12 protein-coding genes are annotated in these 17,079 nt (G+C 41.0%); 9 read left to right on the top strand and 3 right to left on the bottom strand.

What is annotated here, in order from left to right; genetic code table 11:
- The first annotated feature begins 155 nt into the window (after positions 1 to 155).
- The 9 genes from RUDLU_RS29265 to RUDLU_RS0110635 all read left to right on the top strand — a co-directional run bounded on the left by RUDLU_RS29265 (position 156) and on the right by RUDLU_RS0110635 (position 12,536).
- A complete protein-coding gene (locus RUDLU_RS29265) occupies positions 156 to 3,494 on the top strand; it encodes a right-handed parallel beta-helix repeat-containing protein (protein WP_083940558.1) in 3,339 nt (1,112 codons plus the stop codon).
- Positions 3,495 to 3,551: 57 nt separating this feature from the next.
- Positions 3,552 to 5,057 (top strand): glycosyl hydrolase family 28-related protein, encoded by a 1,506-nt coding sequence (locus RUDLU_RS0110605; RefSeq protein WP_019988357.1) that lies wholly within the window; start codon positions 3,552 to 3,554, stop codon positions 5,055 to 5,057.
- 18 nt (positions 5,058 to 5,075) lie between these two features.
- The gene (locus RUDLU_RS0110610) at positions 5,076 to 6,320 is read left to right on the top strand and encodes an oligosaccharide flippase family protein (protein ID WP_083940559.1); all 1,245 of its coding nucleotides are present in this window, start codon (positions 5,076 to 5,078) and stop codon (positions 6,318 to 6,320) included.
- 26 nt (positions 6,321 to 6,346) lie between these two features.
- Complete coding sequence (locus RUDLU_RS29270; protein WP_083940560.1) at positions 6,347 to 6,901, top strand: acyltransferase; 555 nt, start codon at positions 6,347 to 6,349, stop codon at positions 6,899 to 6,901.
- Position 6,902: 1 nt separating this feature from the next.
- On the top strand, positions 6,903 to 7,475 hold the full coding sequence (locus RUDLU_RS0110615) for a class I SAM-dependent methyltransferase (RefSeq protein ID WP_019988359.1): 573 nt from the start codon (positions 6,903 to 6,905) through the stop codon (positions 7,473 to 7,475).
- 82 nt (positions 7,476 to 7,557) lie between these two features.
- Positions 7,558 to 8,841, top strand: a complete 1,284-nt coding sequence (locus RUDLU_RS28745; RefSeq protein WP_019988360.1) for a hypothetical protein — start codon at positions 7,558 to 7,560, stop codon at positions 8,839 to 8,841.
- A 356-nt stretch (positions 8,842 to 9,197) separates the two neighbouring features.
- On the top strand, positions 9,198 to 10,145 hold the full coding sequence (locus RUDLU_RS0110625) for an O-antigen ligase family protein (RefSeq protein ID WP_211220205.1): 948 nt from the start codon (positions 9,198 to 9,200) through the stop codon (positions 10,143 to 10,145).
- Positions 10,146 to 11,276 carry a glycosyltransferase family 4 protein gene (locus RUDLU_RS0110630; protein ID WP_019988362.1) on the top strand — a complete coding sequence of 377 codons (1,131 nt, stop codon included), beginning with the start codon at positions 10,146 to 10,148 and terminating at the stop codon, positions 11,274 to 11,276.
- 105 nt (positions 11,277 to 11,381) lie between these two features.
- Positions 11,382 to 12,536 carry a glycosyltransferase gene (locus RUDLU_RS0110635; RefSeq protein ID WP_027302951.1) on the top strand — a complete coding sequence of 385 codons (1,155 nt, stop codon included), beginning with the start codon at positions 11,382 to 11,384 and terminating at the stop codon, positions 12,534 to 12,536.
- On the opposite strand, the gene RUDLU_RS0110640 is transcribed toward RUDLU_RS0110635, so the two are convergent.
- Genes RUDLU_RS0110640 through RUDLU_RS0110650 form a run of 3 tightly spaced genes read right to left on the bottom strand, consistent with a single transcriptional unit; the run spans position 12,523 to position 16,973 of the window.
- Positions 12,523 to 13,482 (bottom strand): GDP-mannose 4,6-dehydratase, encoded by a 960-nt coding sequence (locus RUDLU_RS0110640; RefSeq protein WP_019988364.1) that lies wholly within the window; start codon positions 13,480 to 13,482, stop codon positions 12,523 to 12,525. The two genes, RUDLU_RS0110635 and RUDLU_RS0110640, sit on opposite strands and share 14 nt — an antisense overlap.
- Positions 13,482 to 14,540, bottom strand: a complete 1,059-nt coding sequence (locus RUDLU_RS0110645) for a GumC domain-containing protein (protein WP_019988365.1) — start codon at positions 14,538 to 14,540, stop codon at positions 13,482 to 13,484. Before RUDLU_RS0110645 ends, RUDLU_RS0110640 begins: the two co-directional genes overlap by 1 nt.
- Positions 14,541 to 14,555: 15 nt before the next feature.
- Positions 14,556 to 16,973, bottom strand: a complete 2,418-nt coding sequence (locus tag RUDLU_RS0110650; RefSeq protein WP_052316744.1) for an SLBB domain-containing protein — start codon at positions 16,971 to 16,973, stop codon at positions 14,556 to 14,558.
- Positions 16,974 to 17,079 lie beyond the last annotated feature (106 nt).

Consider the following 17,079-nt stretch of genomic DNA (forward strand, 5'->3'; position numbering starts at 1 on the left):
CTCCGTTTCGTCTATTAAATTAATTGAATGGCTATCACAACATTCTATACCTTATGATAATTTTAAATTGCAAAAGTTCCCAAGGGGACGTTTCTGCAAGTGTGCCTTAAATTATTAAAAATACGGTAGCACCTGTTTTAATTTGTTGTGAAGCTATGCGACTAACTCTACTGTTAACTATTCTCCTTGTTTTTGCTCAATCTGCAACAGGCCAGCAAATATACTATGTTGCAGCAAATGGTAACGATGCCAACAACGGCCTATCTATTAGTAGTCCACTACAAACACTTGCCAAAGTCAGTTCCTTACCCTTAGTTCCTGGAGATCAAATACTATTCAGAAGAGGAGATACATTTAGAGGAACATTAGATTTGACCCGCTCAGGTAATGCCAATAGCCAGATTAAATTTGGAGCTTACGGTTCAGGGAATAAACCAGTCTTAGCCGGTTCCACATTATTAACAAACTGGGTTAATAGTGGCAACTCTGTCTGGCAAACTACATGCTCAAGCTGTTCTATTGCACCTACTGGCCTATATGTCAACAATATATCTCAGCCTTTAGGGAGATTTCCAAATTCGAATACAGGTAATAAAGGGTACCTAACAGTACAAAACCATTCAGGAAAAAACTCACTAACGAGTCTTCAGCCTCTTACAAGTAATTGGACAGGAGGTGAGGTTGTAGTCCGGTCAAATTACTTTATCATCGATCGAGCCCTTATCACTCAACAATCAGGAAATACACTTACTCTTAGCAATACGTCAACTTATGACTTAAGCGATCAGTTTGGTTTTTTTATACAAAGCCATCCAGCAACACTAGATCTACAAGGTGAGTGGTATTACAATCCGGCTAACAAGCAAATTAGTTATTATTCATCCCAGGCTAACCCAAATACACAATCTATAAGTGTCACAACAGCTAGTAACGGCATAATTTTAAGAGGTTGTACGTATATAGCATTCGAAGATTTAATTATTACTGAGACTTTGAACCATGGTATTGTAGGAGCAAATAACTCCAACATTAGTATAAAAAATTGTGAGATCACAAACGCTGGCGAGAATGGCATCTACTTCGGAGGTAGTGGCAATTCGATACTCCTTGAGAGTAATACAATTGTAGATTGTAATAATAATGGGTTTCAGATTGATGGCTACAGTAACTTTATCTTTAGAGCAAACACTCTTCGTAAAATAGGTACCTCACCAGGGCGAGGCAAGTCAGGTGATGCTCAGTATATAGGCTTTATTGCAAACACAATATCTGGAGCTACAATTGAGGACAACAAAGTTGACAGTGTGGGTTATACGGCTATTAACTTTCCTAAAAACAATGCCACTATACAACGCAACGTCATTTCTAATTTCTGCCTTGTTAAAAGCGACGGCGGAGGCCTTTATGTAACAAACAACGCTCAGGAAACAATGGGCAATGTTATCCTACAGGATAATTTAGTTTTTAATGGAGTAGGGGCCCCAGATGGATCACCTGATGGCTTTCTTGGTGCAAATGGAATATACCTTGATGAATGTATAAATAGTGTAATTGTGCGATCAAATACCACATTTAATTGTGGACTCTATGGAATCTACCTACACGGAACCCAAAATTCGATTGTTGAAAATAATATTGCCTATGACAATAAGAGTGGTCAGTTTGTAATGGACTACACTGGTATCTGCCCCACTACAGGTAACAGTATTCAAAACAATATATTTACCGCTAAGGGTGTAAATCAATATACAGCTATTTATGATTCTTACTTTTCGGATCTAAGCTCATTTGGAACCTTCACAAATAATGTATACGCACGTCCAATTGAAGATGTTCAAACGCTTAGATTGTCATACCGCCCACCTAATGGGACACTTTTCGATCCAAAATCACTGACAGAGTGGCAAAATTTATATGGTAAAGATTTGAATTCAACGCGCTCACCGATCACATATAAGAACTTCTTTTTTAATGCTTACACTGGCCCGGAAAGAGTTATAGGTGGCAATTTTACCACAGGCACAGGTTATGGTTCAGGGGGCCCCTTTATATTTAGTGATTTTAACAACGGTCAGGGAACATGGGATAACAGTAACCGCATTGATGGTGGTAGTCTAAATCTAAATTTTACCACAATAACTAACAACCCGGGCGCTTCTTTATATGCTGCTCAGGTTATCAATTCTGTTTCGGCACAAAAAGACTATCTCATTGAGTTCGATGCCGTAAGCACAGTTCCCAATAGGTTGGTTCAGGTTTATATTCAACCTCAATTTGCTCCATTCACACCACTTGTCGATACACGTCCTGCAGTTGTAGTAGGGACTACACCCCAACACTATCAAGTTGTTGTCCGGCCAAATAGAGACCTGCAGAATGCCCTTTCAATACTTCGAGTTTTTGAGAACTCGGAACCGTTATTTATTGATAATTTAAGTTTTCGTGAAGTTGATGTAAATACTCTTGATCCGAATAATGTAATACAATTAATATACAATCCAACGCCAAGAGATAGCATAATAGCTATTGGAGGCACATTCCGTGATGCCAGAAATCAAGTTTACAGTCGTCAGGTGAGCTTACCAGCATATAAGTCGCTAGTTTTATTTCGAGACGATGCCAGTAAAACATATCCCGTTGATCTAAACTTGACTCTCTATTCTGATGTCCGGAGCCAAACAGTCAATAAACCTCTCTCTTACAGATTGAAAATACGCAATAATACCAATCGTTCATTACCATCAATAGGAGCTCAATGGACACTGCGAATTCCAAGTTCTTTACAAGTTATCAATAGCACGGGCCTATCATTCACAAATAATATTTTGTCCGGTACCGTCAGAGATTTAAGACCATTAACTGATACGACTTTTGTTTTCTCTGTTCAGCCGACGACGAATGGGATATTTAGATTGAGTGCGCAGATTGCATCTAGCTCTTATCCTGATCCTGATAGCACACCTAACTCAGGCATAGCTGATGGTGAAGATGACATGGCTGAATCGGAAATTCGAACAAAAGATTTAGTTGGCCAAGTGTATGCTTCTCCAAATCCATTACAAAGACCTGTACCAGCCCCAATAACAAATGAACCTGTGCCAGTGCCCTCACAGTGTGACCTAAGTTTACGTACTTTCAGTAACAAAAATAGCCTTTCGATAAACGAGACAGTCACCATCACGATAGTCATAGTGAATAGAGGTGGCGCCTATACTTCGAATATACAGTTACAAAATGTCCTTCCTACGGGATTGGCGTTTTCAACAGGCGCCAATTGGATCCAGAATGGAAATATATTAACAGCAACTATACCTAACCTGAATGCGGGGGAATCGATATCACTTTCGTTTCAAGCAAGGGCGGTTTCAAGAGGACAATGGATAAATAATTCTCAAGTTGTGGCTTCTTCTACAATTGATACAGACTCTGTGCCTAATAATGGCTTCTCAAACGGTGAAGATGACCAGCACCAGTTAACTTTATTAGTTAGATAGTTAATCACTGGCTAGACAGTATCCCTCAACAATTATGTCACCAAATAAACAAGCGACATGCAAAAGTTCTTTTTCCTACTTCTTTTGATGAGTTACTCAGCATGTAGCCAAACAAAAGACAGAGACAAACACGCTTTTCAACAAGTAGGCAAAGGGATCGAAAATAATACATACACAATCGAAGATTTAAGACGCTCTAAAAGCGATTCAGTGCCTACTGTTATTTTCATTACAAATCCAGGTAAGATTGGGCTTTTTGAGTTGGACCTTGACGATAAAAATACTCCTGATAATGATGCTACTGTAATCCAAACTATTGACGGTAAGCGGTACAAAAGGACCAATGCAGACAATCGGGTCAACCTACATTTTTTTGGGGCCGTTGGAAATGGCAAAGCTGACGACACAAAAGCGATTCAAAATGCTGTTGAGTATAGCACAAAGTTTGGCCTAACATTGGTGGTCCCGAGAGGAATATATAGGATCACCAAATCTATTTACAAATCTGAGAGCTTCACTGGCTTGAACATAGAAGGAATAGAAGGCGCAGTCACTTTCAACTACAAAGATATCAAAGACGGAACTGCTTGTCTCAACATTATCGGAGGTTCAGGAGTGCTATGTCGCTCAGTAGTATCAGGCATCACTTTTATTGGTAGTGATAATAGTACCGGGGTTGAGATAAGCGGACAATGCGGTCAAAAAATTCGTAACTGCACTTTCAAAACCAATAAAACTGGTATCATTTTTCACAACAGGAACAGAGGTAGTTTTACAGAATATTCAGTAGCAGATGACTGTGTATTCGATTCTGAATGTAGTACGGCTATTCGCTATCGACGTACTAACGGAAATGAATCTTTTAACGGGACAGGCATGGCAGTAAACAACTTGATCAATACAAAAGGCTCTGTTATTGTTGTTGAAGATGGTTGCTTACCTTACAATAGTCCACTGAATGGGCAGATTTGGATAAATGGATCCAATAGTATTTTAGTAGAAAATCAGAATACGACGTCAAACAAGCCGACGTTTATAGGTAACTTGACATTAGAAAAGATGCCCAATGGGCATCTTACTCTGTCTACAGGAAATTTACCAACCTTCTTTTGTGGTAACATATCAAGTGTTGGCGATGGAGTAACAAGCGGTCAATTTGTATCTGCCCGCAACGTAAGTTATCAACCAAATGGTACTGTACTTACTCAGGACGCTCGTTACAACAAGCAGATGGTACTAAACAGCTCAACTACACATGTAGACGTACCCACAAAAGGGGCAACATATTTAGTCACAATTTATCTATCAGGTGCGAATTATGATTACCGGTATTCACTAATTTTACAACATGAAGGAGGGGGTAATAGCGGGTTCGTAAGCATACTCTCGAACCCAAGGTCTTTGAATAGTACGTCTTGGGGTCCACCTTCTTTCTCTTGTGATGCTGATGGTAGACTAGTTATTAGTAATCCCAACTTTAAGAACAACAAGGTTACTGTTTGGCTTACCTACACACAAATTGGCGATGTATTTTTTGGAAATACTCCGAAAAATTCTTATTAAAGAGTCACTGATCCCTAAATGAGTCAATCAAAATTATTTAGCAACTTCGTTTCAGTAGGAGCAGTACAGCTTACCAATTTTGTTATTCCAATTTTAATATATCCTTATCTATTCAGGACACTGGGTGCAACGCCTTTTGGAACAGTAATGTATGCACTCAATATTATGCTCTACCTAAGTGCATTTATTGACTATGGGTTCAACATTACAGCACCTCGTAACATTGCTGTTAACCAGGGCGATATACGAGTTATTTCGGTAGTCGTCTCCTCTGTTATTCAAACTAAGGTCACTATTTTTCTCTTCTCAAGTCTGTTCTTTGCTTGCCTAGTTTTTCTAATTCCTCGTTTATCTCAAGAAGTATTTTTGTATTTATTTGGCTCGATCTATATGTTGGGTAATGCCCTTATTCCAACATGGCTATTCCAAGGTTTAGAAGACATGAAGCATCTGACCTGGATTAACTTAGTTGCAAAAATTGTTTCAATATTGTTAGTGATCATTGTCATCAATGAGCCTAGCCAGTACGTATATACAGTAGGATTATTAGGATTAGCCAACCTTGTTTCAGGTATAATTGGCTTAGGGTATGCCAAGGTGAAATATAATATTGTTTTACAACTTCAGCCAATTTCAACGATTTACGGCGAATTGAAAACCGGATGGTATTACTTTACATCACTTATTGCTGCTACACTTTTCAGTAATACTACCATCCTGATCTTAGGCTTATTTGTAACCGATGATATAGTGGGCAAATATGGTATTGCAGAAAAAATATCTTTTGCTGTATGGCAATTGATTGGTGTTTTCTCACAAGTTACATACCCTGTACTATGCCGACTAGCTCAAATATCACACTTTGAATCACTAAAATTTATACGGAAATATTATCCCCCGTTCATTGCTCTTGTCTCTACTATCTGCTTCGGGCTATTCATATTTTCGGACAATATAATATACATCATTTCGGGATCATATCAAGAAGACACTAGTAGTTTAATTAAGATTTTGAGCTTCCTTCCACTTGCCATATGCCTGAATGTCCCAGCATACCAACTACTCTTAGCTTACGGAAAACAGCGCGACAATGCTTTGATTTTCAATTGGTCAGCTGCCCTAAGTATAGGATTGACAATGTTAATGGTCTTTCTATTTGGGGCAATAGGAGCAGCTTGGGCAGCTGTAATTACACAAATAGGCGTAACTTTGGCGCTTCATCTTATACTACACAAGCGGCACACATCATTTTCGATTTGGTAGCCTGCAACTACTAGTAAGTATTTGACATGCTTTGGGCGCTCAAATCCAGTATCAGAAGTATAGTTTCGATACTTTCGGGAATAAACTTTGCAAAAGGAAGCTATCTGTCAATCCCATATTTGCGATTACAGGGAGGAAAGTATATTCAAATAGGGCAAAATTCCACTATTGGCAAGCATGCTTGGTTAGGTGCCTTTGACACTTATTTGGAACAACGCTTCGATCCATCCATAATTATTCATTCAAACGTTTCAATAGGGAATCACCTTTGCATTACCGCTATTGACAAAGTTGAGATAAAACAAGGTTGTCTTCTTAGTGAATATGTTTACATCTCAGATCATGGTCATGGAACTGATGCCAATGGGCATCCTCCTGCCACACAGCCATTGTTCAGCAAAGGCCCTGTGATAATCGGTGAAAATTCTTTTTTAGGGTATCGAACTACTATTCTTTCCGGTGTAGAGCTAGGAAAGCATTGCGTAGTAGGCGCACACTCGGTAGTAAACAAATCGTTTCCTGATTACTCAGTCATTGCTGGCTCACCTGCCAGATTAATTAAACAAAATACCCCTTGCTAACATGCAGCTGTATAACAATAAAAAGCCCATTTACTTCTCTCAGATACGCGAAGATTTGATTGCTCAAATCCCTTCGAGAGACGGGAATCGAGTTTTAGATATTGGTGCGGGCGGGTGCGATACGTTGCTAGCCTTGAAAGAGCGTGGTATTGCTTCAGAAGTCTATGCCGTTGAACTATTCGCTATTCCCAATTCGAATCAGAACAACCCAATCATTGATAAACTATTTATAGGCGACATCGAAAACCAAACACCAGACTTCCCATTAGATTACTTTGATGTAATAATGTGTGGGGATGTACTTGAACATTTAGTCAACCCCTGGGCAGCTGTTGAAAAACTATCACGGTACCTTAAACAAGGAGGGGTAATAATTGCTTCTTGTCCTAATATCAGAGAGATAACAAACTGGAGCCGAATACTACTTAAAGGTAGTTTCCATTACGAGCAAAGTGGTATTATGGATAAAACCCATTTACGCTTTTTTTGTATGCAGGATATGATAGAAATGCTTACTACACCTGAATTGAAGCCAATCAAGTCGCAGGGAAATTATTTCATTGCTCCAAGGTAAGTTTAGATCAGTTCATTTTGGGCTATTGGACCCGATTTTGGCTCCACAAAATATAGTTGTCAGCAAAAAAGAGAAGCAATAAGTGGAAGCCATATTTACAATAGTTGCCAAAAACTACATTCCCCTAGCTAAAGTACTAGGTGACTCGATTTGTAAGCACCATCCAGACACTCCATTCTACATTGTTGTTGCTGATACCGCAGATGGGCTAATAGATTTTTCAAATCAAGCTTATCCTATTATTCCTTCAGAAGATTTATCTATTCCCTCAATGAAGGAATTGGCGTTTAAGTATAATGTGACAGAATTCTGTACAGCTCTTAAACCATTTGCGTACAAATATTTTTTTCAAAAGGGTTACAATAAGGTATTGTATTTTGACCCTGACATATATGTATTTAGCCCATTAAATAAGATATACGGAGAGCTAGATTCAGCCTCGATGGTGATAACCCCTCATTATCAAACGCCTGAGCCTATTTATTCCGGAATATTCAGAGAAGGCAATATTTTGTTTGCAGGCATCTTTAATTTGGGCTTCTGCGGAATAAGCAATACAATAGAGGGTAATAGAATTATCGAATGGTGGTGTCAACGGCTACAATCGCACTGCTACGCTGATCGGACTGATGGGTTGCATGTAGATCAGAAATGGGTAGACTTCATTCCAGTCCTATTTTCTCACGTTCATGTTGAGCGCGGCTTAGGGTATAACATCGCTATTTGGAATTGGCATGAGCGAGAAATATCCTATCATGATGATAAATATTGGGTAAAAAATCGAATCACAGGGGGAGCAGAAGAGCCAGTCATTTTCTACCATTATTCTAATTACAAATTCAAACTTGCTAACTCATTTGAAAACTTTATTCCGGTAAACTCTAACCGTTTTCCTGATATTAAAACTATTAGCGAGTTTTATGCTAATCTTCTTGTACAAGAAAACATCAGTAGCAAGCTTTCTATTCTTAAATATTCATTTTCGACGTTCGATAACAACATGCCAGTCACCCAGTTTCACAGACGTTTTCTAAGACAGTTATTGGACATGAATGTCTCTTTTGAAGATCCATTTTTAACAGAGCCACAAGACTCCTTCTTCAATATTTTGCAAAAGAGTGGGCTCATTGTCTACAATGATTCATCTGATAAACTGAATGAAATTAATTTCAAAGGATTTGACAGAAAGATAGCTTATATCAATACTATGGCAAAAATTACAAAGAAGATACTTGGGTTTGAGAGGTACGCTCTACTTTGTAAGTTTATGTTCCGGTACGTACGGCCAGAGAACCAACTCTTTTTACTAAAACAAGATAAGATTAAACCCTCCTTTGTTAATGAGAATCGATACATTAATGTGTAGCAATGAAGGATTACACTATAAAATATCGTCACTTTGTATACTTTATACTCTATGTAATATTTCAAAGTTCGTCTTTTGATGTTTTTTTGAATTTACGCCTTGGGGGATTTTCTTTCCGGTTTGTCTATGTACTGATCCTGTTTTTAGCAAGTCTTTATGTTGTTGAAACTATAGTAAAAAGACGTATCGAAATAAGAGTCGTTGGATTAATGCCCTTCATAATATGGTCTTTTTTATTAATCATTTTTATACCCAATATGCCTCTTATCGGCCGAAGTATTGGGTATTTGCTCTGGTTATATATTCATTTTGTTTTTATTATCTGTTGCGGCTATTTCATCAGAACCAAACTTGACATGGACGCTGCAATTAGGCTCTACTTAATTTCATTCATCGGCTGTAGCTTGTTCGGTTTCCTACAACTCTTATTTGGTGTCTTCGGGTATAGTTTATTAGTTGAGCAGTGGTGGATAGAGGGTCGACTACCTCGTTTGAACGGGTTTTCCTATGAGCCCTCTTATTATTCAACCTATTTACTTATAGGCTTTTCACTCAGTTATTATCTATATAGAAGTAATCTTGACAGATATGGAAAGCTCCCATTTTATACATGTGCTTGCTCCTTTTTAGCCATTTTCTTAAGTTCCTCTCGTATGGGGATTTTAGTTGTCGCAATACAACTACTCATTTATGAGCTTATTTTCAATCGTAAGAGAATTAAACAACTTTCACTTTTTATAATAGCTTTTTTCAGCATTACAGCAGGTGCATTTATATATATAGCTCAAAACGAGAATCTTGCTTTTCTTCTTGCTGGATTGGGTATAATGGGGGGCTCAGCACATTCAAGTCTCGAGCGGTTGGATGGCTTTATGACTCAAGTTGATATACTCGCTAAAAACCCACTGAAAGGTTATAGCTTAGGGGGTGTGTCTCAAGCAATTGCCTTTGAAAAAGGGGTGACCACCATATCCCAGGAGACGATAAAACCCTATGATATTAGTATGAATATTTTTCTGGAGGTTCTGACAGCCAGTGGTGCCATCGGCTTTCTATTCTTTGTATACTATATTTATTCTACAACAGTAAAAGTGAAAAGGAGGATTAATGTTAGAAATACAAACACTAACGATTGTACACTTATTAATGCCCTTGTATGGAGCCTGTTGTTCGAGTTCTTAATTTTGTGTTTTAATCAAAACGTACTGAGAGCGTATCTATGGGTACACATCGGTTTATTGAACGGGGTGTACTTTTGTATACGAAATGAAGTAGTTCCTTCCATAAACAATAAAAAGGGTTAAATGAGCTCTGACAAAAAAGTTCGCATATGCGCTGATGTGAGAATGATAAACAACTCTGGAATTGGTGTTTATATTCATAACTATATAAAGAATTTAATATCAAATGATCGATTCTCGGTTACTTTGATTGGACAATACTCAGAATGTATAGCTCATTTCGGAAAACATAAAAAATGGGATCATATTGAGGCAAGCTTTCCAATTTACTCCATCAAGGAACAGATTTCTCTGCCTAAACTTATTCCAAGTTGCGATGTCTTTTGGTCACCTCACTATAATATTCCATTAGGTCCAATCAAGGCCAGGAAAAGATTGGTTACCGTCCCCGATGTGTATCACTTAGCACATATGGACTCTCTCACAGCTGCTCAAAAGGTGTATGCAAAAATTATGACTAATGCAGCTGTACATCTTTCTGACCAGATTATTACAATTTCAAATTTCTCAAAAAAAGAAATTTCTAAACACACTGGAATTAGGCTTGATAAGATAATTACAATCCCATTAGGAATTGACACAAGCTTATATAATGCTACTTACGGAGCTAACAGAAAGAATGAGATAGCTGTTAAATACAACACGCCTACTGATTACATTTTATTTGTCGGAAATGTGAAGCCGAACAAAAATTTAAAAGCACTAGTCGATATTCTTCCACAATTAAATCATCAATTCCCCGAACTTGACCTCCTTATTGTGGGAAAAAAAGAGGGATTTATTATGAAGGATAGCTCTCTTTTTCTAGCCCTCGAACAGAATGAAAATATTCGTAAAAAAGTCCATTTCACAGGGTATGTTGACACAAAAGATCTACCTGTAATCTATTCAATGGCCTCTTTATTCGCCTTTCCATCATTGTATGAGGGGTTTGGGTTCCCTCCTCTTGAAGCAATGGCTTGCGGTTGCCCGGTGGTAGCATCGGATCGTGCCAGTATACCTGAAATATGTGGAGATGCGGTTATCTACTTTGACCCGTTAAACTCTGATTCAATAACAAAAAGTATTGTTACTGTTTTATCTGATCCAGCATTAAAGTCAGAAATGATATATAAGGGTATAAAGAAAGTCAAAGAATATAATTGGGTAGAGTCCCAAGCCTGCTTCGAGGATATAATTTATCGACTTGCCTGATTAACGAGTTGCTCTCATCACAGAGTAGGCTATGGGTACTGCTTGATACTGGAAACAGTATAATTTTAGCCCTACCTTTGCAGACTTAAAGTAAAGTTACTGTATATGAAAATTGCGCTAGTACAAGACGGGCTAATGTGTAGAGGAGGTGGTGAACAAGTTGCTCTATGTTTTCATAAAGCTTTTCCACAAGCCCCTATATATACTCTTTGCTATAAAAGCGACTTAACTTTCCCTGAATTTGAGTCATGTGATATCAGATCCTCTTGGCTAAAACACTTTGTTAAAACCGATGATACCATGAAGAAATTATTTTTTCCTCTTGGTATCTTGGCAATGCAGTCACACGATCTGAGCCAGTTTGATGTTGTTTTGATGTCTGGAACCCACTGTGCCAAGTATGTAAAGGTTCGAGATTCAGCTTTAGTAATAAGCTACAGCTTCACCCCTTTTCGGTTAGCTTGGGACCCTTCATCTTATTCACAGTATTTGAACGCTACAGGTTGGAAGAAAAAACTATTCGAATATGTGGTTCGTCAGTTAAGATTTACCGATTTCGCTGCAGCGCAGCGTCCAAATCATTATATCGCAATGACAGACGAAACAGCAAACCGTTTAATTAATGCATATAAAATCAAAAACAGCGTATCGATTATTAACCCACCCGTAAATGTTGCTAAGTTCAAACCATCACCCGACCCAAAAAAATACTTTTTAGTTGTTTCAAGGCTTGAGTATTACAAGAAAGTTGACCTGGTTATAGAAGCTTTTAACAGATTGGGCTATCCCTTAGTGATTGTAGGAAAGGGGCTTCAAGCAAACGAGATCAAAGCATTGGCAAAAGAGAATATTACATTTATGAGTGATCTTAATGCAGAACAATTATCTGATTTGTATGCAAATTGTAGAGCCTTTATATTTCCTCAACATGAAGATTATGGCATCACGCCCCTTGAAGCAAATGCAGCAGGTAGGCCTGTGATCGCATTCAAGGCAGGAGGAGTTTTAACAACACAAATAGAATTGATAGGTAAGGTCGCAGAATCAACTGCTCTTTTTTTTGATGATCAAACCTCTGAGAGCCTTGAAGATGCTGTAATTCGATTCGAGAAGATAGAGAGTGAGTTCGATCCAGAATTTATACGGCGACATGCTGAAAAATTTGATGAATCGATATTTATTAAAAAAATCAAAGAGTATGTTTTAGGAAGATTCTATGAGTTTTACGGAAACAAAGATCTTTCAGCTAAAACAGTTTGAGCTTATGATCTACCATGAGCTCTGCGACTTCTTCCATATACAGCTTTGCCTTCCATGATAACAAAGCTTGGGCTTTTGAAGGGTTCGCGTGTCCTTCTGCAATATCAGTCGGTCTAAATAACTGAGCATCAGACCTTACGTGATCTTCCCAATTTAGATTTAGGGCCTTGAAGACAGCAGCTATGAAATCTCTTAGTCTTGAGGTTTTGCCCGTTGCAATAACATAATCATCAGCTATGTCCTGTTGAAGCATCCGCCACATAGCCTCAACATATTCTGGTGCCCATCCCCAATCTCGAGCAATGTCAATATTGCCGAGTACTAGTTTCTCGTTACTCCCCCGAGCAATCTTACAGGCAACAGAAACTATTTTCTGTGTCACAAAACGTTCGGGCCTAAGCGGTGATTCGTGATTAAAAAGGATGCCAGTACTTGCATGAATATTGTACGCTTCACGGTAATTTGCAACTTGCCAGAAGGCTGCCGCTTTGGCTACCCCATAGGGACTTCTTGGCCGAAAAGGAGTTGTTTCATCAGCTGCTAGCGTACCCGTATCCCCAAAGCATTCACTCGAACCTGCATTGTAAAAGCGGATAGGAAGGCCACTAAAACGTATTGCCTCAAGTAGGTTTAAAGTTCCTACACTGACACTCTCTAATGTCTCAACTGGTTGTTCGAACGATAAACCCACAGAACTTTGACCGGCCAAGTTGTATATCTCGTCGGGTTTTACTTTCAGTATAGTTTGTAGGACACTTCTGAAGTCATTGATGCTGACCGATAAGAGATTAATTTGCTTACGAATTCCTAATCGCTCAAGACTCTGAAAAGAGGACATCTGCGCATCACGAGATCCTCCATATACTTCATATCCTTTTTGCAGGAGCAATTGAGACAGGTAAGCACCATCTTGCCCTGAGACACCACATATTAGAGCTCTCTTCATTATTGACGTGCCATCAAGTGGCGAAGCAATTGAACAATTATAACTGTAAAAACCCCAATGATCGAACCAGCTAAAATCATGATTGATCGTTGTGGGCCACTCTTCTTTAATGGAACCCTAGCTGGTTCTAATACTTTAAAGATAGGTGTGCTTTCTGCAACTTTAATTTTAGCAGTTTCATACTGCTTAGATAGTGTGTTATATACGTCTTGTGCCAACATATAATCAGCCTGAATACGTTGCTCTTCAATCTTAGCTGTATTCAGGAACAGGCTTCTATTGCGATCTCGGTAACTGGACAATGCAAATTCAGCAGCCTGATAACGCTCTCGGGCTTGTTTCATCTGTTCGGCTAAAAATGAAACCTCCTTGCGTGCTTTCTCTGTTCGGTAACTGGTGATATAGTCAGTAAGGTACTGTAGCGTGTACTGTGCTGTCATGGCTGCCACAATTGGGTCTGTCATAACAGACTGAATTGTAACGATGCTAGACTTCTTATCATAAATAACAGCTATCCTCTTCTGGAGTATTTTAACCTTTTCTTCCTGGTCTTTGGTTAACTGCAAAAGCTCTCCACTTGCCTTTCGGGGCAGATCATCATTAGCTTCATTGCCAAATTCGAACCAGCTTTTCTCAGTCTCATCTATGTAGTTCAATAATGAGACTGGTTTATTCGATTCCACAGATTTGACGTTCTGCCGGAGTAATTCTAGATTAAACGGGACACTCTGTGTCACATTGGTGTAGAGATCCGGCCTGATTGCGTCCGAAGAACCGGCCAGACTAGTCACATCAATCCCCGCAAGCCCGGCAAGAGAGCCCAAGCTACCTATGTTACTCGCCTTCTGTTGAACCTCGGGCATAACAGTGATTACAGAGGTGAACTCATTGCGTTGCGAAAACGCAATTATTCCGCTAAGCAACGCACCTACTATTCCACCAACTGCAATTAATAATCTGTTACGTTTCAAAAAATAAACTATATCGCTCAATCGGATCTCGATCTCATCGGAGTCCGACTCACGCTGCTGCGGTTTAACAGGATCCTGTGGCGTCATGACAAGAGATAGGGCTTAAAACTGAATTCGACTGAGTGCTGTAATAACTAATGTACCCACAATAGAGAAGATGCTCACCCGCTCAACAGCGCTAAGTTTATTCGTTTCCATGGGCTTGAAGGGCACCACAATTGTCGAGCCGGGCTCTACTCTTGATGAACGACCTACATCTTTCCGGCCATTCTGGTACGTGATGTATGTCTTTTTCCGCCGGGCATTTTCAGTGAAACCGCCAGCCTGCTGAATGTAATCATTGATACTGAACTTCTGCTCAAAATTGACCAGGACAGGATTCAGCACGGCGCCTTGTACACTAACTACCTCCGACTTTCGGCTGACAAACAAACTATCACCATCTTCCAACAGGATGTTCTGCTCGCTACCGGGGTTTTCCAGTACCTGGCGCAAATCGGTAGCTACCAGATTCCCTTTTCGCTTGAACTGAGCGCCCGCCAGATAAGCGGCATTTTTCAAGCCACCTGCCAGTTTGATGAGATCCGTTACCCGCTCGGTACGGTTCAGGATAGCGTAGTTGCCTGGGTACATGACTTCTCCATCGACAAAAACACGCTGCTGCCGCTCGTAAAAAGGAGCCGACCGAACTGCCACAATATCGAAGGGCTCAAGTACAAACTGCGTTGCCCCATCGCTAATCTTAAGGTCTTTATCGACCGTAAACGTGAAAATTTTGACTGTATTTGGGCTACTGCCCGACACGGTATCCTGCCGGATACGACGGGACACTTCGATACGAGAGGCCGATGCTCCCTCCTGAAAGCCACCCGCCAGTGCAATCAGGTCGGCCACGCTCAGGTTATTAACAAATGGGTAAATGTCCGGGCGATTCACGGCCCCCTCGATCCGAATGGTGTACTCTTCGCGTAAATCACGCACCGACTGCACCACCACACTATCCTGCCGCAGTAACGGTATATCGGCAATTTCTCCCTTCAACAAACGGCCCACATCGAACGGAATGTTCTCGGTGTCCATGTTGTCGCGCTCCCGGTAAATATTCGCCCGGTTGGTAAACGCATCTTTCCGAAGTCCCTCCGCTTTCTGAAGCAACTCCCGAACGGTTGTCAGTCCGGGCGTGAGCGCATACTCACCGGGGCGCATTACCGCACCTGTGATCTGAATCCGGTTTTCGTATCGCTCCAGAATCCGGCCTACTGTGTATTTATCTCCGCGTTGCGGCACAAACGTGGCCAGCTCTTCCTGACTGATCGTCAGAATTTTACGCTCACGAGCCGTATTTCGGCGTAACGATATGGAAGCCGTGTAGGCTTCGTCGGTGAAGTTACCCGCAAACCCCAGAACAGTTTTGAGGTTTTCGCCGGGCAATACCTCGTAGATAGCCGGACGGCGTACCTCACCGGCCAATTCCACCCGCACCTCGTAGTCAGCCACGCGGATCACATCCTGATCCTGGAGTCGAATATTATCGCGTTGGTCGGCCCGGAGCAGAAAATCGTACAGATCGATGGTCCGAACGACCCGGTTACCCCGAATAACACTGATTCGCCGAAATGAGCCCGTTTCGGGGTTGGGCCCTCCGGCCAGATAAAGCGCATTGAAAGCCGATCCGAGCGACGAAATCGTGTAGGTACCCGGTCGCACTACTTCGCCAACGAGCGTTACGCGAATACTCCGAATCTGACCGAGCGATATGTTAGCGTAGGTACCGCTGCCCGGCCGGTTCAATCCCTGATATGCCTGCCGCAAGCGGCCGATGATCCGCTGTTCGGCCTGCTCAATGGTTAGGCCCGATACGAAAATCGGCGCCAGATTCTGCACTTTGATCGTTCCCTCGGGGCTAACCCGTAACTTATAATTATCGGCCGAAGCTCCGTAAATATCAATAATGATCTCATCGTCGGGGCCAACGATGTACCCACGCGGAGTGGCTATCCGAAGGTTTGGCTCGAAAATGCTACCCGTGTTTTCCTTGTCGGCATTCTGAAAAAGCGACGCTCCGAATACGACGGGGCGTTTCAGGGTATCGAGTTTGGGCAGCAGCAACGACGTGTCGCGAACGCCCATATTGCGCCCGGAGTTACGGCCAGTCCGGTACGGCCGCGAGAGGTCGCCCGGCAAGGACCGGACCACACCTGTATCGGCCACACTCTGCCCGTTTTGTTTAGCAGTTTGCGAACGAATCTGCGCAATGCGTCGACGCATCTTGGCAATATCGTCGAGCGTATAGCCCTGACTCATGGCCGCCTGTTCGATCTGAATCTCGGATAAACCACTTGCCTGAGCCCGGCGGTAGAACTCGGCCACCTGCTCATCGGTAAGCTGATCAACACGGGAGGGTGTTTGCTGCGCCAGTGCCGAAACACAGGCCCCCCACAAACAAACGAAGACCAGCATCAGGCGGGCACTTCGAAGTAGGGAATGGGTATGTACTGACAATTTGTCGGAAACAGTCATGAAACTAAGGACTAATGAGATGCCTCATTAGGAAGGGCAAAAGTAGCGGAAAAATCCTAAAATGACGTACCGTTGTGTGAGCTCTTAGTGAATGGAATCCAATTTG

This window comes from Rudanella lutea DSM 19387 (genome assembly GCF_000383955.1).
Classification (GTDB): domain Bacteria; phylum Bacteroidota; class Bacteroidia; order Cytophagales; family Spirosomataceae; genus Rudanella; species Rudanella lutea.